20 protein-coding genes are annotated in these 23478 nt (G+C 61.2%); 9 read left to right on the forward strand and 11 right to left on the reverse strand.

Annotation, left to right across the window (positions count from 1 at the left end):
- Positions 1 to 204: 204 nt before the first annotated feature.
- From mnmA to ACEK02_RS09945, 3 genes are read left to right on the forward strand one after another with little or no spacing between them, the layout of a single operon-like run.
- The gene (mnmA, locus tag ACEK02_RS09935; RefSeq protein WP_371421607.1) at positions 205 to 1401 is read left to right on the forward strand and encodes a tRNA 2-thiouridine(34) synthase MnmA; all 1197 of its coding nucleotides are present in this window, start codon (positions 205 to 207) and stop codon (positions 1399 to 1401) included.
- Between the two features lie 17 nt (positions 1402 to 1418).
- Positions 1419 to 2057 carry a class I SAM-dependent methyltransferase gene (locus ACEK02_RS09940; RefSeq protein ID WP_371421546.1) on the forward strand — a complete coding sequence of 213 codons (639 nt, stop codon included), beginning with the start codon at positions 1419 to 1421 and terminating at the stop codon, positions 2055 to 2057.
- A 51-nt stretch (positions 2058 to 2108) separates the two neighbouring features.
- Positions 2109 to 2480 carry a hypothetical protein gene (locus ACEK02_RS09945; protein WP_371421547.1) on the forward strand — a complete coding sequence of 124 codons (372 nt, stop codon included), beginning with the start codon at positions 2109 to 2111 and terminating at the stop codon, positions 2478 to 2480.
- 14 nt (positions 2481 to 2494) lie between these two features.
- Here the strand turns inward: ACEK02_RS09945 and ACEK02_RS09950 are convergent, their stop codons facing one another.
- From ACEK02_RS09950 to ACEK02_RS09985, 8 genes are all read right to left on the reverse strand, one after another.
- Positions 2495 to 4354: a bifunctional sugar phosphate isomerase/epimerase/4-hydroxyphenylpyruvate dioxygenase family protein gene (locus ACEK02_RS09950; RefSeq protein WP_371421548.1), complete on the reverse strand. Its 1860-nt coding sequence runs from the start codon at positions 4352 to 4354 to the stop codon at positions 2495 to 2497.
- Positions 4351 to 5091 carry an ABC transporter ATP-binding protein gene (locus ACEK02_RS09955; RefSeq protein ID WP_371421549.1) on the reverse strand — a complete coding sequence of 247 codons (741 nt, stop codon included), beginning with the start codon at positions 5089 to 5091 and terminating at the stop codon, positions 4351 to 4353. Before ACEK02_RS09955 ends, ACEK02_RS09950 begins: the two co-directional genes overlap by 4 nt.
- 10 nt (positions 5092 to 5101) lie before the next feature.
- Entirely contained in the window at positions 5102 to 5845 is a 744-nt protein-coding gene (locus ACEK02_RS09960) for an ABC transporter ATP-binding protein (RefSeq protein ID WP_371421550.1), read from the reverse strand.
- Complete coding sequence (locus tag ACEK02_RS09965; protein WP_371421551.1) at positions 5842 to 6837, reverse strand: branched-chain amino acid ABC transporter permease; 996 nt, start codon at positions 6835 to 6837, stop codon at positions 5842 to 5844. The genes ACEK02_RS09960 and ACEK02_RS09965 overlap by 4 nt, the downstream gene beginning before the upstream one ends.
- Positions 6834 to 7709 (reverse strand): branched-chain amino acid ABC transporter permease, encoded by an 876-nt coding sequence (locus tag ACEK02_RS09970; protein WP_371421552.1) that lies wholly within the window; start codon positions 7707 to 7709, stop codon positions 6834 to 6836. The genes ACEK02_RS09965 and ACEK02_RS09970 overlap by 4 nt, the downstream gene beginning before the upstream one ends.
- 209 nt (positions 7710 to 7918) lie before the next feature.
- Positions 7919 to 9061 carry an ABC transporter substrate-binding protein gene (locus ACEK02_RS09975; RefSeq protein WP_371421553.1) on the reverse strand — a complete coding sequence of 381 codons (1143 nt, stop codon included), beginning with the start codon at positions 9059 to 9061 and terminating at the stop codon, positions 7919 to 7921.
- Positions 9062 to 9121: 60 nt separating this feature from the next.
- Complete coding sequence (locus tag ACEK02_RS09980; RefSeq protein WP_371421554.1) at positions 9122 to 10012, reverse strand: shikimate dehydrogenase; 891 nt, start codon at positions 10010 to 10012, stop codon at positions 9122 to 9124.
- A gap of 104 nt (positions 10013 to 10116) precedes the next feature.
- Positions 10117 to 11055: a LysR family transcriptional regulator gene (locus ACEK02_RS09985; RefSeq protein WP_371421555.1), complete on the reverse strand. Its 939-nt coding sequence runs from the start codon at positions 11053 to 11055 to the stop codon at positions 10117 to 10119.
- 259 nt (positions 11056 to 11314) lie between these two features.
- Between ACEK02_RS09985 and ACEK02_RS09990 the strand changes: the two genes are divergently transcribed.
- Positions 11315 to 12526: a glycosyltransferase gene (locus ACEK02_RS09990; protein ID WP_371421556.1), complete on the forward strand. Its 1212-nt coding sequence runs from the start codon at positions 11315 to 11317 to the stop codon at positions 12524 to 12526.
- A 9-nt stretch (positions 12527 to 12535) separates the two neighbouring features.
- Here ACEK02_RS09990 and ACEK02_RS09995 read toward each other — a convergent pair whose 3' ends face one another.
- Together ACEK02_RS09995 and ACEK02_RS10000 are read right to left on the reverse strand one after the other, a co-directional pair.
- Positions 12536 to 12958: a hypothetical protein gene (locus ACEK02_RS09995; protein ID WP_371421557.1), complete on the reverse strand. Its 423-nt coding sequence runs from the start codon at positions 12956 to 12958 to the stop codon at positions 12536 to 12538.
- Positions 12959 to 13051: 93 nt separating this feature from the next.
- On the reverse strand, positions 13052 to 13666 hold the full coding sequence (locus tag ACEK02_RS10000) for a TetR/AcrR family transcriptional regulator (protein WP_371421558.1): 615 nt from the start codon (positions 13664 to 13666) through the stop codon (positions 13052 to 13054).
- A gap of 265 nt (positions 13667 to 13931) precedes the next feature.
- On the opposite strand from ACEK02_RS10000, the gene ACEK02_RS10005 reads away from it, so the two are divergent.
- The 3 genes from ACEK02_RS10005 to ACEK02_RS10015 all read left to right on the forward strand — a co-directional run bounded on the left by ACEK02_RS10005 (position 13932) and on the right by ACEK02_RS10015 (position 19434).
- Positions 13932 to 15140: an efflux RND transporter periplasmic adaptor subunit gene (locus ACEK02_RS10005; protein ID WP_371421559.1), complete on the forward strand. Its 1209-nt coding sequence runs from the start codon at positions 13932 to 13934 to the stop codon at positions 15138 to 15140.
- A gap of 5 nt (positions 15141 to 15145) precedes the next feature.
- Positions 15146 to 18298: an efflux RND transporter permease subunit gene (locus tag ACEK02_RS10010; RefSeq protein ID WP_371421560.1), complete on the forward strand. Its 3153-nt coding sequence runs from the start codon at positions 15146 to 15148 to the stop codon at positions 18296 to 18298.
- Between the two features lie 122 nt (positions 18299 to 18420).
- The gene (locus ACEK02_RS10015) at positions 18421 to 19434 is read left to right on the forward strand and encodes an NAD(P)H-dependent flavin oxidoreductase (protein ID WP_371421561.1); all 1014 of its coding nucleotides are present in this window, start codon (positions 18421 to 18423) and stop codon (positions 19432 to 19434) included.
- A 4-nt stretch (positions 19435 to 19438) separates the two neighbouring features.
- On the opposite strand, the gene ACEK02_RS10020 is transcribed toward ACEK02_RS10015, so the two are convergent.
- Positions 19439 to 20446: a helix-turn-helix domain-containing protein gene (locus ACEK02_RS10020; protein ID WP_371421562.1), complete on the reverse strand. Its 1008-nt coding sequence runs from the start codon at positions 20444 to 20446 to the stop codon at positions 19439 to 19441.
- 204 nt (positions 20447 to 20650) lie between these two features.
- On the opposite strand from ACEK02_RS10020, the gene ACEK02_RS10025 reads away from it, so the two are divergent.
- Complete coding sequence (locus tag ACEK02_RS10025) at positions 20651 to 21850, forward strand: serine hydrolase domain-containing protein (protein ID WP_371421563.1); 1200 nt, start codon at positions 20651 to 20653, stop codon at positions 21848 to 21850.
- Positions 21851 to 21884: 34 nt separating this feature from the next.
- A complete protein-coding gene (locus ACEK02_RS10030; protein WP_371421564.1) occupies positions 21885 to 23477 on the forward strand; it encodes an ABC transporter substrate-binding protein in 1593 nt (530 codons plus the stop codon).
- Position 23478: the final 1 nt, after the last annotated feature.

A 23478-nucleotide genomic window follows, 5' to 3' on the forward strand; every position in this document is an offset into this window, starting at 1 on the left:
CGGGGCACATGGCCACTTCTTTTCTGCCCGGCGGCAAGAATTGCCGTTCCCGGCGAGGCGCCGTGATTGATTGAGCGCAAGGTGGCCTATATTAAAGTGCCATATCCCAACCATTGTCGGACCGACCTTAAGTTCCGGGATTTGGCTCCGTTTTCCTGATCGCGACGGTTTGCAGCCAGCGCGGTCGCATCAGTGACCGAAACCATGCTCAACAGTCTCGATCTCGAAGGCCGTCCGCAGGACACCAGGGTCGTGGTGGCGATGTCCGGTGGCGTCGACTCCTCGGCGACGGCTGCGTTGTTGAAATCGCAGGGCTACGACGTCGTCGGTATTACGCTGCAACTCTATGATCATGGCGCCGCCACCCATCGCAAGGGCGCCTGCTGCGCCGGCCGCGACATTCACGATGCCCGCGATGTCGCCGAACGTATCGGGATTCCGCATTACGTGCTGGACTACGAAAGTCGGTTCCGCGAGTCAGTCATCGACAATTTCGCTGCAAGCTATGCCTCCGGCGAAACGCCGGTGCCGTGCATCGAGTGTAATCGCTCGGTCAAGTTCCGCGATCTGCTTGCCACCGCGCGCGATCTCGGTGCGCAGGCGTTGGCGACCGGCCATTACGTTGCCTCGCGCCGTCTCGCTGATGGGTCGCGCGCCATGGTCTGCGCCGCAGATGCGGACCGCGACCAGAGCTACTTTCTGTTCGCCACCACCCAGGAACAGCTCGATTATCTCCGCTTTCCGCTCGGCGACATGAGCAAGCCGCAGACCCGTGAGCTGGCCCGGCAATTCAATCTGTCGGTCGCTGACAAGCAGGACAGCCAGGACATCTGCTTCGTGCCGTCCGGCCGCTATACCGACGTGATCGAACGTTTGAAGCCGAATGCTCTGGAACCGGGCGAGATCGTCGATATGGACGGCCATGTCATCGGCCGCCATGACGGCATTATTCATTTCACCATCGGGCAGCGCCGCGGTCTCGGCATTGCAGCGAGCGCGCCGCTCTATGTGATCAAGCTCGACGCCATCACCCGGCGCGTGGTCGTCGGTCCGCGCGAGGCCTTGCGGATGCACCGCATCGTGCTGCGCGACGTTAACTGGATCGGCGGCGGGACGCTGGATCGTGCCGTTGGCGATGGTCTCGAGCTGTTCGTGAAGGTGCGCTCGACCCGTGGACCGCAGCCGGCCTGGCTGCGTGCTGTGAATGGCGGCTACGAGATCGAACTCATCGGCGGCGAAGAGGGCGTGTCGCCCGGTCAGGCCTGTGTGTTCTACGACGCGCCGGACGGTCAGGCCCGCGTGCTTGGCGGCGGCTTCATCAAGAGCGCTGCGGCGAAAAGCCCTGTCAGCACATCCCCACGCGATGCTAATGTCCCTGCTGTCGCAGCGATGCGTGTGTAAGAGTTCAGGGTAGGGGCATGGCTGGCGATATCGACCGAGCGGGGGTCGCGAAGGCTTACGGGCGCTGGGCACCAATCTATGACATGGTGTTCGGCAAGGTGTTCGATAGCGGTCGGCAATCGACCATTGTCGAAGCCGATCGCATCGGCGGCCGTATTCTCGATGTCGGCGTGGGTACAGGCCTGTCATTGGTCGATTACGCCCGCACAACCAAAATCTGCGGCGTCGATATTTCCGAGCCGATGCTGCGCAAGGCGCATGAGCGCGTCCGCGCCTATAATCTCACCAATGTCGAGACGCTGGCGGTCATGGATGCGAAGAACCTCGCATTCCCCGACAATCATTTCGATGCAGTCGTGGCGCAGTATGTCATCACCGCTGTTCCCGACCCTGAAGCCACGCTGGACGATTTCGTCCGTGTGTTGAAGCCGGGCGGCGAACTCATTCTCGTCAATCACATCGGTGCTGAAAGCGGTCCGCGCAAGATTTTCGAACTGGCCTTTGCGCCATTGGCGCGCCGCCTCGGCTGGCGACCGGAGTTTCCCTGGAAACGATTGGTGGACTGGGCAGCAGCGCATGGTGGAATTTCGCTGGCCGAGCGCCGACCGATGCCGCCGATGGGGCATTTTTCGCTGATCCGATACATTAAATCCTGACTATTGCAGCGCGAGACCGGAACCTCCGATCGCGGCCGCGGTTTGCTCCGAATGCAGATCAAACAGTCGCTCGTCTTCGCAGGTCTTATCGTCGTCGGTTCCGGCGCAGCCTTCGCGCAGGCGCCGCCGACGCCCGCCACGCCACCCGCCCAGACCGCGCCGCCGGCAGCCGAGCGCGCAAATGCCAATTGTGCACCGACACAAACGACGCCGCGGGGGACAATTGCTCCGGGCGGCACGACCACCGGGCAGAGCCCGGAACCGTTGGGCGATAAACTTGCGAAATCAGATGGTGTTCTGTGTCCGCCGAGCAATATCGATCCCGCGATGCGGGCGCCTACCCCGAATTTGGATAGCAGCAACACGCCGGTCATTCCGCCGCCTGGCAGCCCCGGTGGCGATCCAAGCGTTCGGCCGAAATAAGTCTTAACGAGTCGTCAGGCGCGCGGCATGGAAACGGGTCGCGCGTCACGCGTTTGCGCGGCGAGCCGGATGCCCGCATTGGCCGCACCAAATCCCTGATAGTTGCGGCGCTCGACAATCTCGAAGAAGAAACGTTCGTCGAAGCTCGGCGTGTAGATCTGGAAAAATTCACCGTCGCCTTCGCGATCATACAGGATCTGGTTGTCGCGCAGCGCAGCCATCAGATCGGCATCGAGCCCGTACTTGGCTTCCACGTCATCGTAATAATTATCGGGAATGCGCAGGAATTTGGCGCCGCGTTTGCGCATCTCGGCCACAGCCGCAACGATATCGCCGCACGAAAACGCAATGTGTTGCACGCCGGAACCGAAGAACTCCGAGATGAAGCGGTTCGACAGCGTGCGCGTTGCGGATGATCCGTTCAGGATGATGCGCAGCGACTGATTGGCTGATATCAGCGCCTGGCTTTGCACGAGGCCGACCGGGTCGGGAATCTCCATTTGCGGCAGGCGCTGCAGGTCGAGAATACCAGTGTAGAACAGCAGCCACGACAGCATCTCGTCATAGGGCATCGATTGCGAGATGTGATCGACGACGGAGAGATGGTCTGTACCGTCATCGCTCTGCAGCGGCTCGAAATCTACGTCCCAGTTCTTGCCGGCTGCTTCCAGGAAATAGAGAAGACTGCCGCCGACTCCGTGGATCGCCGGGATCTCCAGTTCGTCCGGTCCCACCGGCTGATAGAATGTCCGCGCCTGCAAGGCTTCAGCGCGCGCCATCGCCTGCTTGGTATTGCCCACGTCCAATGCGATGGCGCACACGCCCGCGCCATGCGTCACGTAATGCGAATGCGCGAAACCATCCGGTTCGGAATTGATCACGAGCTCAATCGCACCCTGCGACCAGCGCTCGACGTCCTTGCTGCGATGAGCGCCGGTCTTGCGAAAGCCGAGCTGGCTGAACAGCGTCGCGAGGTCGGTTGCCTTGGTCTCGTTGACAGCAAATTCGATGAAGCCGACGCCGCGGGTCGATGTCTTCGGCTGCAGGGCCTCAGCCGCCGTTTTCGCCAATTGATCCTGCAACAGAATGAGTGAGCGTAACCCGTCAGTGGCAGTGCGGACCGCGGAGCCCGCGCGAAACTGGTCGTTGAAGATCTCGAGCGACCAAGCGCCGCTATAGCCGGTGGCCTGCACGGCTTCCATGAACTTGGCCACAGGCAGGTCGCCCTGACCGGGGAAGCAGCGGAAATGCCGACTCCAGGACAAGACATCGAGGCCCAGCTTCGGCGCGTCGGCGAGCTGCACCAGGAAGATCTTGTCGGCCGGGATCGATGCAATGGCGTTGACAGGAAACGCCGGAGCCAGGGCATGGAAGCTGTCGAGGATCACGCCGATGGACGGGTGATTGGCGCGGCGGACGATCTCCCAGGCATCGCGATAGTCGTTGACATGAGCGCCCCATGCGAGGGCTTCGAAGCCGACACGCATGCCATGCTTTGCGGCGAGGTCGCCAAGCTCGCGAAAATCGGCGGCGGCGCGGTCAATGCCGCCGAGCGAGGCCGGCGAGATATTGCTGCAGATCAGCATCAAATCCGTCTGCAACTCCTTCATCAGGTCGAATTTGCGCGCCGCACGCGCAAAGTTGCGGCTGCGCTGCGGCTCCGGCATGCCTTCGAAGTCGCGGAACGGCTGGAAAGCGCAGATGGTCAGGCCGAGGTCGCGGCACATCTGGCCGACGTCCCTGGGGCTTCCGTTGAAAGAGAGAAGGTCTGCTTCAAAGATCTCGACCTCGTCAAAGCCGGCAGCAGCGATGGCGCGGAGTTTCTCATCCAGTGCGCCTGATAGCGAGACGGTGGCGATCGAGAGCTTGTTCATGCCGCGGTCTCCGTCATGGCGCCGCCGAGGAACAACTGTCCGATGCGCGGATCGTTGAGCACGCGGTCGGCTCTGTCCATCAAGCGGGTCTGGCCGAGTTCGAGCACGATGCCGAAATCGGAAATCTCCAGCGCCGAGCGGGCGTTCTGTTCGATCATCAGGATCGAGACGCCGCGGTCGCGCAGCTCTTTCAGGATGTTGAAGGTCTGCAGCACCATCAGCGGCGACAGCCCGATGGAGGGTTCGTCGATCAGCACCAGTTGTGGATTGAGCAGCAGGCCGCGGGCGATTTCGAGCTGCTTCTGTTCGCCGCCGGACAGGGTGGATGCCTGTTGCTTGGCTTTGGTACGCAGCACGGGGAATTTATCGAGCGCAGCCTCGATGCGGGCCGGCAGATCGGTGATGTCACGGCCGGCAGCGACGGCGCCGAGTTCGATATTGTGGCGGACCGTGAGTTCCGGAAAGATGTTGCGGCCCTGCGGCACGTAGCAGATGCCCGCGGTCAGCAGCGCGCGCTGGCCGAGCCCCGTGACATCCCTGCCTTTGAATGTAACCTTGCCTTCGCGCAGCTTCAGCAGGCCGAAGATCGCCTTGAACACCGTGGACTTGCCAGCGCCGTTTGGCCCGATGACGGTGGTGATCGATCCGGCCGGGACCGAGAAAGCGGTACCGTTGAGGATCGTCATCTTGCCGTAGCCGCCGACCAGATTCTGAACGTCCAGGATTGCATCGCTCATGGCGTTATCCTCAATGTCCCAGATAGGCTTCGATGACGGCGGGATTGGCGCGGACCTCGTCAGGCCTGCCAATAGCCAGAACCTTGCCTTCGGCCATCACCATGACGCGCGTGCAGAGCGACATCACGGATTCCATATTGTGCTCGATCACCACGAAGGTCGCGCGCTTCTCCTGATTGATGGCACGCAGACGATCCTTGAGATCGGCCAGCATGGTCAGGTTGACGCCGCCGGCGGGTTCGTCGAGCAGCACGAGACGTGGCCCACCCATGAAGGCCATCGCCGCATCGAGCAGCTTCTGCTGGCCATAAGACAGGCCGCCCGCTGGCTCATTGGCGAGATGGTCGAGCTTGAAGAAGCCGATCATCTGATTGGCTGCCTCAGTGAGGCCGGCGTCGGATGGACCAAGCAGGCGCGTCAGCATGTTGCCCTGGTGCTCCTGGCCGGCGAGGATCAGGTTTTCGCGCACGGAGAGTTTTGGAAACACCTGCAGCAGCTGAAAGGTGCGGCTGACGCCGAGGCCATTGAGTTCGGAAGGGCGCATACCGGTGACGACCTTGCCGTCGATCTTGACCTCACCGGCGCTTGGGCTGAGCTGGCCGAGGATGCAGTTGAACAAAGTAGACTTGCCGCAGCCGTTCGGACCGATCAGGCCGAGGATTTCGCCTTCCTGCACATCGAACGAGACGCCATTGACGGCCGTGATGCCGCCAAAGCTCTTGCGGATGTTGGTGACTTCGAGAACCGCGGTCATGGCGTCACCTCCAGCTTGGCCTTCGCAACTGCACGCTGGGCGGAAGCGACCTTCGTGCGCCGTTCGGAGATGAAGCGGTCGAGAATGCCGAGGATGCCGGTCGGCGAATAGATCAGCAGCAGGATCACCGCGATGGCATAAAGCATCAGGTAGTAACCCTGCGTGAAGCGTAGCCATTCCGGCAGCAGCACGGCGATCATCGCGCCGAGAAACGGTCCGAAGAAGAAGCCGGAGCCGCCGACGATCACCATCATCAGGAGATCAAGGGATAGCGACAGGTGGAATGGCACGGGATCGACATACTGGGTGAGCGGCGCATAGAGCGTGCCGGCGACGCCGCCGAGCGCGGAGCCGATCGCAAAGGCCATCAGCGTATAGCGTCGTGTATCGATACCGAGCGAGAGCGCGCGAACCGGATTCTCGCGCAGCGCAATGAAAGCACGACCCCAGGGAGAACGGATCAGCCACCAGACGGCCAGCGAAACGACGCCGAGCGAGCCCAGGCAGACATAATAGAACGGCAGTGGTCGCCGCGTCGGATAGCCGAAGATTTCTGGGCGCGGGATATTGCTGATGCCGTAGATGCCCTTTGTCAGCCAGTCCTCGTTCCTAAACACGAGAAAAGCGAGCGTCGAAAAGGCTAGGGTGACGAAAGCCAGATAGTGGTGCTGTACGCGTAGCGCGGGATAGCCGAGTATCCAGCCAATGGCGAAGCACAGCACGATGGCGACGCCGAGCGCGCCGATGAGCGGCAGGCCGTTCGATGTCATGATGGCAGCCGTATAAGCGCCGATGCCGACAAAGGCACCCTGCGCCAGCGAGACCTGTCCTGCATAGCCGAGCGTGAGGTTGAGCCCCATGGCGGCGATGGTCATCACAGCCCACTGGCTCAGGATGAACAGGCCGTAGCGGTTGAAATTCATCGGGACAATGATCAGCGCGGCAATGACAACGATGCCGAAGCCGATCTTGAGGGTCTTCGCCGCGGTCATACGGTGCGCTCCTCAGGCCGGCCGAGCATGCCCTGCGGGCGAAACAGAATGATCGCAATCAACAGGATCAATGGCACAGCGGCGCGATACTGGGTCGAAACATAGGCGGCGGATAGATTGTCGACGACGCCTATCAGCAGTCCGCCGGCGATGGCACCGCGGACCTGATTGAAACCGCCGACGATGGCTGCGATGAATGCGGCCTGGCCGAGCACTTCGCCATTGGAGAATTTGGCGAGATAGATCGGGGTGATGAGCAACGAGGCGAGCGCCACCAGGAATGCGTTGATCAGGAAGGTCAGCAGAATCATGCGCTCGACCGGCACGCCAATGATGCGGGCGACCGTCGGGTTCTGCGCAGCCGCCTGCATCTGGTGGCCGATCGAGGTGCGGTTCAAAAGCGTCGTCAGGCCGAGCACGGCAAGGATCGCGAGCACGAGCACGCCGATGCTCTGCAGGGCCACGATGCGGCCGAAAATCGTGATGTCGCCGCCCGGGATGATCGAGGGAAAGGGAGAGGCTTCGGCGCTCCAGAATTGCTTGGCGGCCTCCTTGATGCCGATGGCCAGTGCCATGGTGGCAATCGCCAGCGGCAGCACGCCGTGGCGCAGCATGGGATCGACCAGAAGCATCTTGAAGCCGAGGCCCAGTAGGAGCAGCGACAGCGCGATGCCGATCAGGATCGCCAGCCAGAACGGTGCGCCAGCATGCATCACCGCCAGCATCAGGAAGGCCGGCAGCATGACAAATTCGCCCTGTGCAAAATTGATGGTCTGCGAGGTCTGCCACAGCAGCGTGAAGCCGACGGCGACGATGGCGTAGATCGCACCGGTCGCAAGGCCCGCGATTAGGAGGTCGAGGAGGTTGGACATGGTTGTTCTCTCGGTACTGCGCTCATGGCGCAGTTAAAGGCTTGGTAGTCGCGACGCTCAGGCCGTACGCTCCCTCGCTCCGCTTGCGGGGAGAGGGCGGGTGAGGGGAGCCTCCGTAGGCTCGGAGCGTGTGAAGAGCCCCCCTCACCCGCCCGGCTTCGCCGGACGACCTCTCCCCGCAAGCGGGGAGAGGTTAGAAAAGAAACGCCTCAGTTGCCGAGCTTCGGCAGCACCTGCTTGACGACCTGCTTGCCCTCGACGATCTCGACCAGGAAACCCTGGCGATCGATGTCGCCATTGGCGTCGAAAGTGGCGTCCATCAGAATGCCTGGTTCCTTGGCGGCGGTGATGGTGAAGCCGTGCAGGGCGTCGGCGAAGCCCTTGGAATCAACCTTGCCCATCTTCTCGGTGGTGGCCTTGATCATGTAGATCGCGAGCCAGCCCTTGAGGCCGTTATGGTCCGGGACGTAGTTGTACTTCTTCACGAACTTGTCGCGGAACGCCTTGATCAGTTCGACCGGCGCGTCGGTGGTGAGACCGACATGGCCGCGGGCGCCATTGGCTGCGTCGCCGGCGAGTTCGACGACCTTCTGTCCGACCAGCGTTGTTTCGCCGACCAGCGGCACGGTGACGCCCTGCCGCTTCAGCTCCTTGAGCATGCGCGCGCTCTCTTCTTCATTGACATAGACGAAGACCGCGTCGGGAGCCGCTGCCTTGATCTTGCTGACGTCGGCGGCAAAGTCCGCCTGGCCGGCTTCGGTCGAGAGATCGGCGGCGACCTTGATATTGTACTTGGCGAATTCCTTGGTGATGGAATCGCGCCCGCCTTTGCCGAAGTCATTGTTGACCCAGACGATGGCGACGGACTTCGCCTTCAGTTCATCGTTGATATATTTGGCGACCTTGGGCATCGATGACTGCTGGCCGAACGAGGTGCGGAACAGAAACTTGTTGCCGGCCTGGGTCAGTTCGGCGGCTTCGCCACCCATGATCTGCGTGATGCCGGCTTCGGCTGCCAATGGCGCCGTGACCTTCACCGAACCGGAATAGCCGGGCCCGAGCAGCACATAAGGCTCGGCGTCAAGTGCCTTCTGAACCTGCGCGCGGGCGACGCCGGGATTGGATTGCGAGTCCGCGTGCGTGACTTCGAGCTTGCGGCCGAGTACGCCGCCCTTGGAATTGATCTCTTCGATCGCGAGATCGATGCCGTTTTTCCAGTTGGTGCCGACAGTGGCGCCGCCACCGGACAATTCGGCGACATTGGCGAGTTTGATAGGCGCTCCGGACTGTGCGATGGCAGCACCGGTCAATACAGTCGCGAGCAGAGCGCTCGCCAAAAACACTGGCTTCATGGAATCCTCCTGTTGCTATTGTTGTGTTTATCGACGCGGCCTTATGGGCGGCCGCTTCATTCAGGCTGCGTTTGGTGTCGGGTACCTTTTGACCATGACGGCGTCGAAAGCAATTCCCATTTCAGCCGTAGAAGGCGCAAATCCTGTAAACAACTCAAAGGCATCGGCGGCCTGGTAGATCGCCAGATCGCGGCCGGTCATGACCGGTGCCCCCTTCGCCTTGGCGGCGTTGAGCAGCGGCGTCCACAGCGGGGAATACACCGCATCCGCAACCCACGCTTCCGCATGCAGCAGCGCATCGGGCACCGGCGTGCCGCGGTTGGGCAGCATGCCGATGGGTGTGCCGTTGACGATGCCAACTGCGCCGCGAACGGCATCATCGACGCTGTCTGCCACGCGGATGCGTTGCCTGTTCTGGAGCAGGGAAACGAGGTGCCGGGCCTTGGCCGTGTCGGTATCGAATATCCTGATCTCGGAAACGCCGAGATCGGCCAGCGCAAAAGCGATGGCCTTGCCGACGCCGCCGGTGCCAATGACTGCGACCGGGCCGTGGTTGGAATTGGTGACGAGCTGCCTGACTGCGCGGGCAAAGCCTGTGGTGTCGGTGTTGTGGCCAGTCAGCCTGCCGTCGCGGACCACGACCGTGTTGACGGCGCCGATAGCCTTGGCCCCGGGCGAGAGCTCATCGAGCAGATCGACTACTGCTTCCTTATACGGAAAGGTCACATTGATGCCGGCAAAGCCCAGGCGGCGAACGCTGTCCAGAATGGTGCGCAATTCGCTGCGGTCGGCGCCAGCGATCTCGATCAGCTGATAGTAGCCGTGTGCGCCCATGGCCTTGGCGGCCCGCTCATGCATCGCCGGCGACGCCGAATGCGCGATCGGCGCACCGAGCAGGCCGGTGAGGAAGCGTTGGCCCGTCGCGGGGCTATGGGGCGTCGAAGAGGTCATGAACGGATGGCCAATACTGTCAATCATCATCAGAAACGGGACAGAAGATAGCGCGGCAGCGATCTAACACAATTACCCTGTTATGCAACAAACATAACATGATGTTATCTTTTACGGGCGCGCGAGACCGGCTTTGCAGCGGCAATTTTGTGAGGGCCGACTGCACGCATCTCGGTGCGCAGGCAGTCGATGAAATGCTCGATATGCAGCGAGAGCGGCGCGCCGCGTTTCACCGCGACATAGGTATCGAACCGGGTGGGTTCGACGATGCGGATCACCTCGACGCCGGGATAGCCGCCGTGGGCCACCGTGAACTGGTCGATGACCGCGATGCCCAATCCCGCCTTCACCAGGGCACAGACCGTGGTGCCAAATCTCGCCCGGATGGTGATGTCGTATTTGAGTTTATTGCGCGCGAAGATCTCCGCCATGATCCGACCGTAGGGATCATTGGGATCGATGCCGATGAGGGGATACCGGATGATCTCCTTGGCCGACACTTGCTTGCGACCTGCGAGTTCGTGTCCCTCCGGGACGATGCAGAACAGTTCGCCGGATGCCAGCGGCATGAAGTCGAGCCCGGGATGTTCGAGCCGATAGCTCATGGCGACGCAGTCGCCGCGACCGAGCAGCAGGTAGTCGATCGCCTCCTCGAGCTTAAGAATGTTGATGTCGATCCGCAGGTCGGGGTAACGACGTCGCACCTGCTCGATGGCGCGGGGTACCATCACCTGCGAGATACTGGGAACCGATCCGATGCGCAGTTCCGACAGCGCTCCGTGGCCGATTTTGGAGATGATCTCGCTGAGATCGTCGACTTTCTTATAGACGCCGTTGATCTGCTCGAAAATATTCTGCGCTTCAGGCGTCGGGAAATAGCGACCGTTCTGGCGCTGGAAGAAGCGGATGCCGAGCGACTTCTCGGTATATTTGACCAGGCGGCTGATGCCGGGCGCAGACACGTTCAGGAGTTTGGCGGCGCCGCCAATGGTACCCGTCACCATGACGGCGCGGATCACTTCAACCTGGCGTAACGTCATCATGCGCAAAACTCTCGTTGTGCTGAACGGCGTGGATGGTGCGCCAGAATGCGCGCTCCTCTGCCCTGGATATGGCACCGCCCGCGCCCTGCGAATTGGGGAGCATCTTCCGCAGAGGTTATCAGAATGCGTCTGAATTGATTCAATTTTTACCGACAGTTCGCAATCGAATTAACGCAAGTTGTAGGAGTGGATTGTAGAAGGGGCGCGTTGGTCTATTTTCAGGTCAGCCCATATTCGTCGTTTTCGCCGTTGAGGTCCTATGCGCGTCGCTGTCGTCCACGATTGGCTCTACACGCTGGGCGGTGCCGAGCAGGTGCTGCGCGAGATATTGCAGTGCTATCCGGAAGCGGATGTGTTCACGCTGTTCGATGTATTGACGCCGGAAGATCGCGCCAAGATCGGCTTCAAGAAGGCGCGTACCAGCTTCCTGCAGAAAATGCCGTTCATCCGCAAACGTCATCGGTCATATTTGCCGCTGATGCCGATCGCGATCGAGCAGTTCGACCTGTCTGGCTACGACCTTGTTATTTCCAGCAGTTATGCCGTGGCCAAGGGCGTCATCACCGGGCCCAACCAGCTTCATATATCCTATGTACATTCGCCGATGCGCTATGCCTGGGATCTGCAGCATGCATATCTGAACGAGAGTGGCTACACCGCTGGCATCAAGAGCGCGCTGGCGCGAGCGCTGCTGCACCGGATCCGGATCTGGGACGTGCGCACGGCCCATGGACCGGATGCCATGCTGGCGAATTCCAATTTCGTCGCCAAGCGGATCAAGAAGGTCTATGGCCGCGACGCCAAGGTCATCTACCCGCCAGTGACCATGTCGAAGCTGCCGGCTGATCTGCCGACCGGGGACCACTTCCTCGCGGCAAGTCGTCTGGTGCCCTACAAGAAAATCGAAGCTGTGATCCAGGCCTTTGCCGAACTGCCGGACCAGAAGCTGATCGTCGCGGGCGACGGCCCGGATGCCGAGCGATTGAAGGCCATCGCTGGCCCGAACGTGACATTTGTCGGATTCGTCAGTGATGAGAAGCTGCGCGAATTGATGGCGACGGCGCGTGCCTTCGTCTTTGCCGCGGAGGAAGATTTCGGAATCATCGTTGTGGAAGCGGAATCCGAGGGCGCGCCGGTTCTGGCATTCGGCCGCGGCGGTGCGCGTGAAACGGTTTCGGCCTCGCCCGAATTGCGCACCGGCATGTTCTTCGATTCCAACGAGCCGAAAGCGATTGCGGAATGCGTTCGTGCATTCGTCGCGAATGAAAGCTCATTTTCGCGCGCTGACTGCCGGATGCAGGCCGAGAAGTTCTCGGCCGAGCGTTTCCGTAATGAACTGACGTCGTTCGTGAATGATCACATGCGGACATTCAGCGGTGAGCGGCGGCGCAATCGCGATGGCGGGTCGCCGGATCCGGCGGGCTTCAAGCGACGCTGGAGCGATGCCAAGGATTCCGCCCGCAGCGAATAGGCGTTTGCGTTATGATGGTGCCCGCGACCCAGGGGCTTTGTAATCCGGAAACCGCGACAGCATGGCGGCCTTCAGGAACTTGAAGTGCGAGATGCTGACAGCAAGGTCGCGCAACCGGCGCTGGCCGTTTGAAATTTCGGTCTCGAACAGATCCAGATGATCGCTGTCGAGCTTCTCCCGCGTCAGATACTCATCGTCCCCATTGCCGAAGGTCACAGCCGCGCGCGCCAGCACATCGTCGACGCGCCGGGTGAGGCCGGCCTGCTCGGCTTCGGCATTGCTAAGTGCGCTATCAAGGGCCGAAAGGACGAAATCTAGCCGCTCGCGATCGGTCTCGGCATCGCGCTCGGCCGAACGTGCCCTGAACTCACGCTCGCCGACAAGGCTGCGAAGATAGTTCTGGGCACGAGCCCGCAGGAACATCTGGAACATGCCGTATCCGGTCCAAGCGCGCGGCGGTATGCCGCACAATGGCGGAGCTTGGCCGATTATGGTGATCAATCGGTTAAGAAATCGGATGCGCGATCAGGCGGGCTTGCAGAACATCGCGATCGCCGCGTCGATCCGCGCGTTAAGCATGCGCCGGTTGAGACGATAACTGTTGTCCGCCATCAGCCTGAAATGATCATTGGCGAACACCATGCCGAGCAGCATTTCGGACACCTGCTTGATGGGTTGATCGCGCAGCTCTGACCGGAGTGTCACGCGCTTAAGGGCCTCCACCATGTCCCTGGCACCCAGCTCGAAGATGACCTCGGCGAAGATACCGGCGATATCCGGGGAGAGCAGGCGTTCGCTGATAATCAGCCGATGCAGCGCGATCTCGTCGGGCGCCAGCGCGATATCGACAATTCGCTTCAGCGATAGCCTCAACTGGTCGATCGGAGTGCCCTTGGCTTCCACGTGACCAAACCGGACCTGCGGCAGGCTGCGCAGCAGCATGGCGCGGAACAGTTCGCTCTTGCTGGCGAACATCTTGTAGAGCGTTTTCTTCGACATCCCGGCCGCACCAGCGATATCATCCATGGTGGTCGCCGCGAAGCCCTTCACCGTAAAGGTGGCTTTGGCCACCGTGAGCAGATGCTCGGTGCGTTCGCCGGAGGGCGGAGCCGAAGCGCTTGATGCGGCAGGATTGGCCATGGGCAGACCTATTGCCTGCGACAAAGTGCCGTCGCGATTCTTCCTCGCACTTCTTGTTGCAACCATCGCGCATCGATCCCGTTAATGAAGGCCGCCTCACAAACGCTTGAGCAGCGACCTCCCGCGCAGCGTAGCGCTTGACTTCCCAAAAGGAAACTACCAAGTTTCCTGTACGGAAACCGTAGAGTTTCCACATATTTCCAACGGCGACGTCATCCGCGATTTGCGTGGATGCCGGGCGCCGTTTTGCATTGGTGAGCTGATGATGAGCCTTGAAATTGCGCGCCCTTTCGCCCTGGTTGGCCTGCTGGTGCTCGCTGGATGTGGTGAGGCGAAGAAGGAAGCTGCGGTACCGCCGGCGCCTGAAGTTGGCGTCCTTGTTCTGAAGACGCGCGAGGCGCCGGTCTCCACGGTGTTGCCTGGCCGCGTCAACGCCTATCAGGTCTCGGAAGTGCGCCCTCAAGTCACAGGAATCCTGCAGAAGCGAAACTTTGTCGAGGGCTCGGAAGTGAAAGCCGGCGATCTTCTTTATGAGATCGACCCGGTTCAATATCAGGCTGCACTGGAGAGCGCGGAGGCTGCGGTTCTGAAGGCGCAGGCCAATCTCGTGAGTGTGCGGCTCAAGGCCGAGCGCAAGACGCAGTTGCTCAAGACCAATGCGGCCAGTCAGCAGGATGTCGATGATGCGGTCGCGACCTTCAAGCAGGGCGAAGCAGATTTGAAGGCTGCAGAGGCCAATCGCGATACCGCGGCAATCGCCCTGGATCGCACGAAGGTAACCGCCTCGATTTCCGGCCGCATTGGTAAGTCGTCGATCACGCCGGGTGCCCTGGTCACCGCGAGCCAGGCCAGTGCGCTGACCACGATCCAGCAACTCAATCCGATCTATGTAGATCTCGATCAATCGACCTCGGAAATGGAGCGCCTGCGATCGCAGCTTCAGAACGGGCGGTTGAAGCAGCCTGACGGCCATGTCCAGATCGAGCTGTTGCTGGAGAACGGCAAGACCTACGATCAGAAAGGCAAATACAGCTTCACCGATTCCAGCGTGAATGAGGCGACCGGTTCGGTCAGCACCCGCGCCATCTTCGCAAATCCAAACCGGGCGCTATTGCCCGGCATGTATGTGCGTGCGCGCGTCGTGGCCGGTGTCGATCCCGCCGCGATCATGATCCCGCAACGTGCGGTGTCGCGTAATCCGCTCGGGCAGGCGACCGCCATGTTCGTCGACAAGGACGGCAAGGTCGAGCAGCGTATCATCGAAGTCGCTCAGGCGATCGGCAATAACTGGCTCGTCGAACGCGGCGCCGTATCGGGCGATCGCGTGATCATCGACGGATTGCAGAAGGTCAAACCGGGCGCCAATGCCCGGACTGTCGAGGTGACCGTCGATCCCGCCACCGGCCTAACCCTTAATCCCGGCAAGCAGGCCGATGCGGGCTCCGACGCTGCACCCGCGGCCCGCAAGGAATAACGGATATGTCGCATTTCTTCATCAAACGCCCGATCTTTGCATGGGTCCTTGCGATCCTGATCATGTTCGGCGGCTTGCTAGCCATTCTCGGCTTGCCGATTGCCCAATACCCGCAGATCGCGCCGACAGTGATCACGATCTCCGCGACCTATCCGGGCGCCAATGCGCAAACGGCGGAGAATTCGGTGACCAAGGTCATCGAGCAGAACATGACCGGCGTCGACTATCTGCAATATATGTCGTCCTATTCGACCTCCACCGGCACCGTGCAGATCTCGATCACCTTCAGCAACGAAGCCAATCCCGACATCGCGCAGGTGCAGGTGCAGAACAAGCTGCAGCTTGCGATGCCGCTGCTCCCGCAGGTGGTGCAGCAGCAGGGCCTGCGCGTGGTGAAGTCGTCGTCGAGCTTCCTGATGGTTCTCGGCTTCGTCTCCGAAAACGGCAGCATGACCGCGAGCGACATTGCGGATTACGTGGCGAGTTCGATCAATGAACCGATCAGCCGCGTCTCTGGCGTCGGTCAGGTGCAGTTGTTCGGCGCCGAATATGCGATGCGGGTGTGGCTCGATGCCGACAAGCTCGCGAAATACAATCTGATGCCGGGTGATGTCACTGCGGCCATTCAGGCGCAGAATACTCAAGTCACGGCAGGCCAGCTCGGCGGTCTGCCGGCAGTCGATGGCCAGCAGCTCAACGCGACGATCACATCGCAAAGCCGCCTGCAGACCATCGAACAGTTCAACGACGTCATCCTGCGTACCAGCACGTCGGGCCAGACGGTTCGCATCAAGGACGTCGCCCGGGTCGAGCTTGGCTCCAAGAGCTATGACGCCGTGGCGCGCTACAATGGCAAGCCGGCTGCGGGCATGGGCATCAGCCTGGCAACCGGTGCCAACGCGGTGGCAACGTCGGAGGGTGTGAAAGCACGCATCAATCAGCTCACGGCGAATATGCCGGCGGGGCTGAAGGTGATCTATCCCTATGACACGACACCATTCGTGAAACTCTCGATCGAGAAGGTCGTGCACACGCTGTTCGAGGCGATCGTGCTGGTCTTCATTGTAATGTTTGTGTTCCTGCAGAGCTGGCGTGCGACCATCATTCCTACGATTGCGGTGCCGGTGGTCCTGCTTGGCACCTTCGGCGTGCTGTCGATTGCCGGATATTCCATCAACACGCTGACCATGTTCGCGATGGTGCTGGCTATCGGCCTTCTCGTCGACGACGCCATCGTCGTGGTGGAGAACGTCGAACGCGTGATGGAGGAAGAAGGCCTGTCGCCGCGCGAGGCGACTGAGAAGTCCATGCATGAGATCACCGGCGCGCTGGTTGGCGTCGGCGTCGTGCTGTCGGCCGTGTTCATTCCGATGGCCTTCTTCTCCGGTTCGGTCGGCATCATCTATCGGCAGTTCGCGCTCACCATCGTGTCGGCCATGGTGCTTTCCGTCTTGGTGGCGCTGATCCTGACGCCAGCGCTGTGTGCCACGATCCTGAAAAAGCCCGAAAAGAGTCATGGCCATAAGCGCGGTTTCTTCGGCTGGTTCAATCGCAGTTTCGATCGCACTGCCAATGGTTATGAGAAGACCACCGGCGCTGTCGTGCGACGGCCGGCGGTGGCCTTGATCGCTTTTGTCGCTGTCGTCGCCGGCATGGTTGTTTTGTTCGTACGTTTGCCGAGCTCGTTCCTTCCGGATGAGGATCAGGGCACGCTTATCTCGCTGATTCAGCTGCCGGTTGGCGCCACCGCCGGCCGTACGCTCGATGTGATCAAGCAGGTCGAACATCAATTCATGGAGAATGAGAAGGACACGGTGCAGGGCGTGTTCGCGGTGCGCGGTTTCAGCTTTGCTGGTCAGGGGCAGAATGTCGGCCTTGCTTTCGTCAGCCTGAAACCGTTTGCCGAACGTGCGGATCATGCCAAGTCGGCGCAAGCCATTGCCGGGCGTGCAATGGCGGTGTTCTCGAAGATTCGTGATGCGATGGCCTTCACCGTGTTGCCGCCGTCGCTGCCGGGCTTCGGCAATGCCAGCGGCTTTGACTTCTATCTGCAGGACTCCGGCGGGGCCGGCCACGAGGAACTGCTGAAGACCCGTAATCAACTGCTTGGACAGCTCGCAGGCGACAAACGTATTGCGCAGTCGCGGCCGAACGGACAGGACGATACGCCGCAATTCAACCTTGATATCGACCAGCCGAAAGCCACGGCGCTCGGCATCAACCTGACCGATCTCAACACGACGCTGTCGGCGGCGTGGGGCGGCTCCTATGTCAACGACTTCATCGATCGCGGCCGCGTGAAACAGGTCTACGTCCAGGGCGACGCGCCATTCCGGATGGGCACGACTGACATCGGCAGATGGTATGTGCGCAACAATTCGGGATCGATGGTGCCATTCACAGCTTTCGCGAGCGAACGCTGGAGCTACGGCTCCCCGCGTCTCGAGCGCTACAATGGTGTGGCCGCCGTGCAGATCCAGGGGCAGGCGTCACCCGGCACGAGTTCGGGCACCGCGATGACCGCGGTCGACGAACAGATGAAGAAATTGCCAGCCGGCTATACGCATGAATGGACCGGGCTGTCGTTTCAGGAGCGGCTGACCGGCAGCCAGACACTGTATCTCTATGCGATCTCGGTTTTGATCGTGTTCCTTTGCCTCGCGGCTCTCTATGAGAGCTGGTCGATTCCCTTCGCCGTGATGCTGTCCGTGCCGATCGGCATCCTTGGAGCGCTGGCGGCGGCCACAATGTTCGGGCAGGCCAACGACGTCTATTTCCAGGTCGGCCTGCTCACGACCATAGGCCTGTCCGCGAAGAACGCGATTCTGATCGTCGAATTTGCGATCGAGCAGCAGGCGGCGGGCAAGTCGCTGGTCGAGGCGACGTTGCACGCAGCAAGGCAGCGTCTGCGCCCCATCCTGATGACTTCGCTGGCATTCGTTCTCGGCGTGTTGCCGCTGGCGATGGCGACCGGCGCCGGTTCGGCCAGCCAGAATGCCATCGGCATCGGCGTCGCGGGCGGCATGGTCACCGCCACGGTGCTGGGCATCTTCTTCGTGCCGGTTCTTTACGTGCTGGTGCAGCGCCTGTTTCCGGGCCGCAAGAAGGACGAGAAAGGGCGGGCGCATGAGCACGCCGTGGCGTCGCCGGCGGAGTAATCGCGCTGCTCTCGGCCGGAAGTCATGGTTGTCCGCGATGACGGGCGACCATCTGTCCAGCTTATAGCGGTCACCCGGCTTTTCCGGTTATCCTCCCGACAAAACGAGAGGGATGGAAACAGATGCCGCAGCTTTCGGGTGACCGCCACGTGATCGACGACTCCACCGGCAAAGCGAGTGCGGGGCGTTTTGCGGAAACAATTCGGCCGCGGCTGTCGGTGCCTTTGGTCGCGGCGCCGATGTTTCGCGTGTCGGGCCCGGATCTCGTCATTGCGGCCTGCAAGGCCGGTGTGATTGGCTCGTTTCCAACCGCCAATTGCCGGACCGACGAAGAACTCGATAGCTGGATAGCGCGCATTCTCGCTGCGCTCGAGGCGGGCGACGCACCGCTCTGCCCCAATCTCATCATCCGCCGCGAGAGCTTGCAGGATGATCTTGCCACGGTGATCCGGCATCGCTGCGAGATGGTGATCACCAGCGTGGGGTCGCCAGACGCCGTCGTCGCGCCGCTGCACGACGCAGGCTGCATGGTCTTTGCCGATGTCGCCTCGATCCGCCATGCGAAGAAGGCCATCGCCGCCGGTGTCGATGGGCTCGTCTTGCTGACCGCGGGCGCCGGCGGGCAGACCGGCTGGGTCAATGGTTTTTCCTTCGTCCGTGCGGTTCGCTCATTTTATGAAGGACCGGTTGTCCTGGCCGGTGGCGTCTCCGACGGCCAGGCGGTGTTTGCTGCCGAGGTGCTGGGCTGCGATCTCAGCTACATGGGCACGAAATTCATCGCGACGCAGGAAAGCATGGCGGTGGATGAGTACAAGCAGATGCTCGTCACCTCCGAACTCGATGACGTGCTGCTGTCTCGGGCTTTCACCGGTCTGGAAACCAATACGCTGGTTCCCTCGATCGTCGCCGCGGGGCTCGATCCGAAAGATTTGCCGACAGACATGACCAGGGAGCGCGCCGATGCGCTCTACGGCCGGCAAGCGACGTCGGGGGTTAAGCGATGGCGTGACGTCTGGAGTGCAGGCCACTCTGTCTCAGGTGTTGCCGCAATTGAGCCCGTAGCAACGCTGGTCGCCCGCACGCGCGATGAGTATGAGACGGCGCGTCAACGACACGGCGTTCGCCGGAGGGGCTAGCGCGCTAGGAGTGAAGCATCCGCGCCCGGCGCAAGGTTTCGGAAGGCAATTCTGCAAAGTGGCGCTTGTAGCCGAGCGAGAACTGGCTGAAGTGCCAGAAGCCCCATTTCACCGCGATATCGTACACACCGATCTGTTCATCGGTACACTGCTTGAGTTCGCGGCGTACGCGATTGAGCCGGACAGCACGGAGATAGTGAAGCGGATTGCTGCCGAGCACGTCCTGAAAGCAGTAGTTCAGCTTGCGGCGGCTGGCGCCGACCCCCTTGCAGACATCGAGGATCGACATCGGCTCATCCGGCCGGGCGAGCATCAAGGCGCAGGCGCGCTCGACCAGGCGCTTGCGGGCAGTGCCGCCGCGCAGGTCATCGCAGGGCTGCAGCGTCGGTAACAGGTCGATGATTTCCGACAGCAGATTGTCCTCGAGATGCTGGCGCGCGGCGACATCATCGAGAATTTGCGGTGTCTGCTCGACAACCTGGTGCACATAGGCCAGCAAACGCCGAACGCGGTCGATCGCATCGGGGTCCGTCTTCAATTCCCTCAACTGATGCCAGAGGCCGGCGGGCAATTCGATTTGCAATGCAGCCAGCGTCTTTTCCATCAGGGCCGCGTCCATCACGACGCCGCGCAACTCGAATTCCGGTGGCGTGCACATGTCGACTTCTGCATCGAAGCACGTGATGACGTTGCCTGGCGACATGCAGGCGCCGTTGAAATTGATGTCGGTCTGGGTATTCCACGGTAACGCAATGCCGAAGCTGTCGGAGCCGAGCATTCCGTATTGGCGCACTTTCTGGCTCGTGGTTTCCCTGAACACCTGAAGTCCGGGCAGCCGGACCTCGGTAAAAGTGCCGCGAAAAGCGCCGCAACTGATCTGATCGTAGTCCAGCCGCCAGCGGCCTAGATTTGCGCAATGCGTATCGACGTCATTGCTTGCAGCGTCGAATAGCCAGGAATTCCCGGCTATTCCGACGCTGCCACCAGCGGAGACATCAGAAGACAACAACATGCCGGATCCACTCTTGGCCGCTCAATCAGTATGCAGACGTCAATCTAGCAAAGCCTATGCCAGTCCCGCCGGAAAGGCATGTGCTGATTTTCGTAAGAATTGCCGATTCTTGATAACGGCTTAAGCCGCCCCCGCAGATGATCCCGCATCGGAGCGGCCGCTAGGGTGGTTCGCTATCATGCTGCAGCGCCATACGAGGTCGAGATGAAGCCGAGTGACGTCATGAACGGTGCACCTCCATCGACCGAGGCGCTGGTGAGCCGGTTTAACTGGCGAAAATACCCCTACAGCCAGTGGAGCTTCCGCAATACGCGGCAGGTACTGCCGACCGCGGATATTCGGCGGTCATCGACGCCGAGTGTACTGACGTCGTCTGTCCGCGATCTGAGTGCAGTCGGCTTTGTTGCCGACGGAAAGCAGACGACTATCGCCGAAACGCTGGCGCAAACTTACGCCGACGGATTGCTTGTGATGCAGCGCGGCAAGATCGTCACCGAATGGTACGGCGAGGGCATGACGCCGCATACACCGCATCTCGTGTGCTCGGTCAGCAAATCGATCTGCGGCACGCTGGGCGGCATTCTCGTTGAGCGCGGTCTGCTCGATGTCGACAAGCCGATCACCCATTACATTCCGGAAGTCGCGTCGTCGGTCTATGGCAGCTGCACGGTGCGCCATCTGCTCGACATGACCGTCGCGATCAAATTCGACGAGGACTACGACGATCCGGACGGCGATGTTGCCAAATATCGCCTCTGCAACGGCTGGGACGTGCTGCCGAACGGCACGGCGCAGGGCGACCAGCGCAGCTTCCTTGCGACGCTGCGGCCGAATGGCGGGCCGCACGGCAAGGTGTTTCACTATGTATCGACCAATACCGACGTGCTGGGCTGGGTCTATGAGAAGGTCTGCGGCAAGCCCTATGCGCAGATACTGTCCGAATATATGTGGGCGCCGATGGGCGCGGAAGACGACGCCTATATCACGCTCGATACCCACGGAGCGTCGCGCTCAGCAGGCGGCATCTGCGCAACATTGCGCGATCTTGCCCGATTCGGCGAGATGATGCGCAATCGCGGTCTCGCCAATGGCACACAGGTTGTGCCGGGCAGATGGGTCGACGACATTCATCTCAATGGCGACATGCAGGCATGGGCCAACGGTGATCTCGCTTTCGTCTTCCCGAGCGGCCGCTATCGCGCCTGCTGGTACACCGTCGATCCCACGCGGCTGGATCTTGCGGCCATCGGCATCCACGGTCAGTGGATCTATATCGACCCCACCACGGACCTGGTGATCGTTAAGGTCGCTGCGCAGCCCAATCCAATGGATATCCCGATCGATCATCGCTGGCTCGCGGCCTTCCGCGCGATCGGTGAAGCGCTGTCCAAACCTTCCGTCTGACATTTCCGTGCCATCCCATTGTTCGGAGACCGCCATGTTCAATGATTTCAGCCGTCGTTCGCTTCTCAAGGCGGGCGCCGCGGGTCTTGCCACCGGCATCATGCCGCGCATTGCGCGCGCACAATCAAGCAGGGTCATTCGCGCCGTGATGCATGCGCCGCTGCGCGCCACCGATCCACTGATCAACACCGCATGGACCGGCCGTAACCACGGCCTCAACATCTATGACACGTTGTTCTCCACGGACTCGAAATTCCAGATCCGGCCGCAGATGGTCGAGGCCTATGAAGTCTCCGCCGACAAGCTGACCTATACATTCAAGCTGCGCTCCGGCCTGAAATTCCACGATGGCGCGCCAGTAACGTCGGCTGACGTCATCCCGTCGCTGCAGCGCTGGGCCAAGCGCGACACCATGGGCTCGCGGATGATGAGTTTCATCGCGGAACTCAAACCCGTCGATGAGCGCACCTTCCAGTTGGTCCTGAAATCACCCTACGGCCAAGTGCTGCCGACGCTGGCCAAGCCATCGAGCATCATGCCCTTCATCATGCCGGCGCGTCTCGCCGCGCAGGCGCCGGATCAACCGGTCACGGAGTTTGTCGGCTCTGGCCCGTTCCGCTTCATCGCGTCGGAATTCCGCCCGGGCAATCGCGCCGTCTATGAGCGCAACGCGGATTACGTCTCGCGCGACGAGCCGTCCGATGGCCTTGCCGGCGGCAAGATCGTCAAGATCGACCGCTACGAATGGATCAGCATGCCGGATTTCCAGACGGCGGCCAATGCGCTGGTCAACAAGGAGATCGATTTTCTCGAAGCCGCGCCGCACGACATCCTGCCGTCACTCGCCGCGGCCAAGGATGTTGTGGTTGCTGACTACAATCCGCTCGGCTTCATGTCGGTGTGCAGGATGAACTGGCAGAGCGAGCCGTTCAACCGTCCGGAAATCCGCCAGGCCGTGATGTATGCGAGCGATCAGACCGACTGGCTGGATGCTCAGGTCGGCAATCCCGAATATTATCAGACCTCGGCTGCAATGTTCGGCGTCACCACGCCGCTCGGCAGCGAGGTCGGCTGGAACACCAAGTCCGATGTCGCACGCGCCAAGGATCTGCTCAAGAAGGGCGGCTACAAGGGCGAGAAGGTCGTGATGTTGCAGGCCACCGACTCGCCGCTGCTATCCGGCTCCAGCACCGTCACCGCGCAGAAGCTCCGCGCCATCGGCATGAATGTCGAGGTGCAGACCATGGACTGGGGCTCGCTGCTGGCGCGCCGCGTCAAGCAGGATTCCACCGCCAATGGCGGCTGGTCGATAACCCATTGGGTTACGACCACCACCGAGCTGATGAACCCGCTCGCCAACACTCTGCTCGATACCCGCGGCAAGGCCGGTGGCTTCTTCGGCTGGCCGGAGGACACCGAAATCGAGGGCCTGCGCAACACATTCGCTCTGGAGCCCTCGGCTGACGCGCAGAAGGCTGTGGCCGAAGCGATCCAGAAGCGCGCTTACGATGTGATGACACATATTCCGGGTGGCCAGTTCCGGCAACCGGTCTCGCACAGCAAGGCGCTGAAGAATATCGTTCGCGCACCAGCGCCGCTGTTCTGGAACGTCGAGAAAACGGCGTAAG

It is taken from the genome of Tardiphaga sp. (assembly GCF_041424195.1).
In the GTDB taxonomy this organism is placed as follows: domain Bacteria; phylum Pseudomonadota; class Alphaproteobacteria; order Rhizobiales; family Xanthobacteraceae; genus Tardiphaga.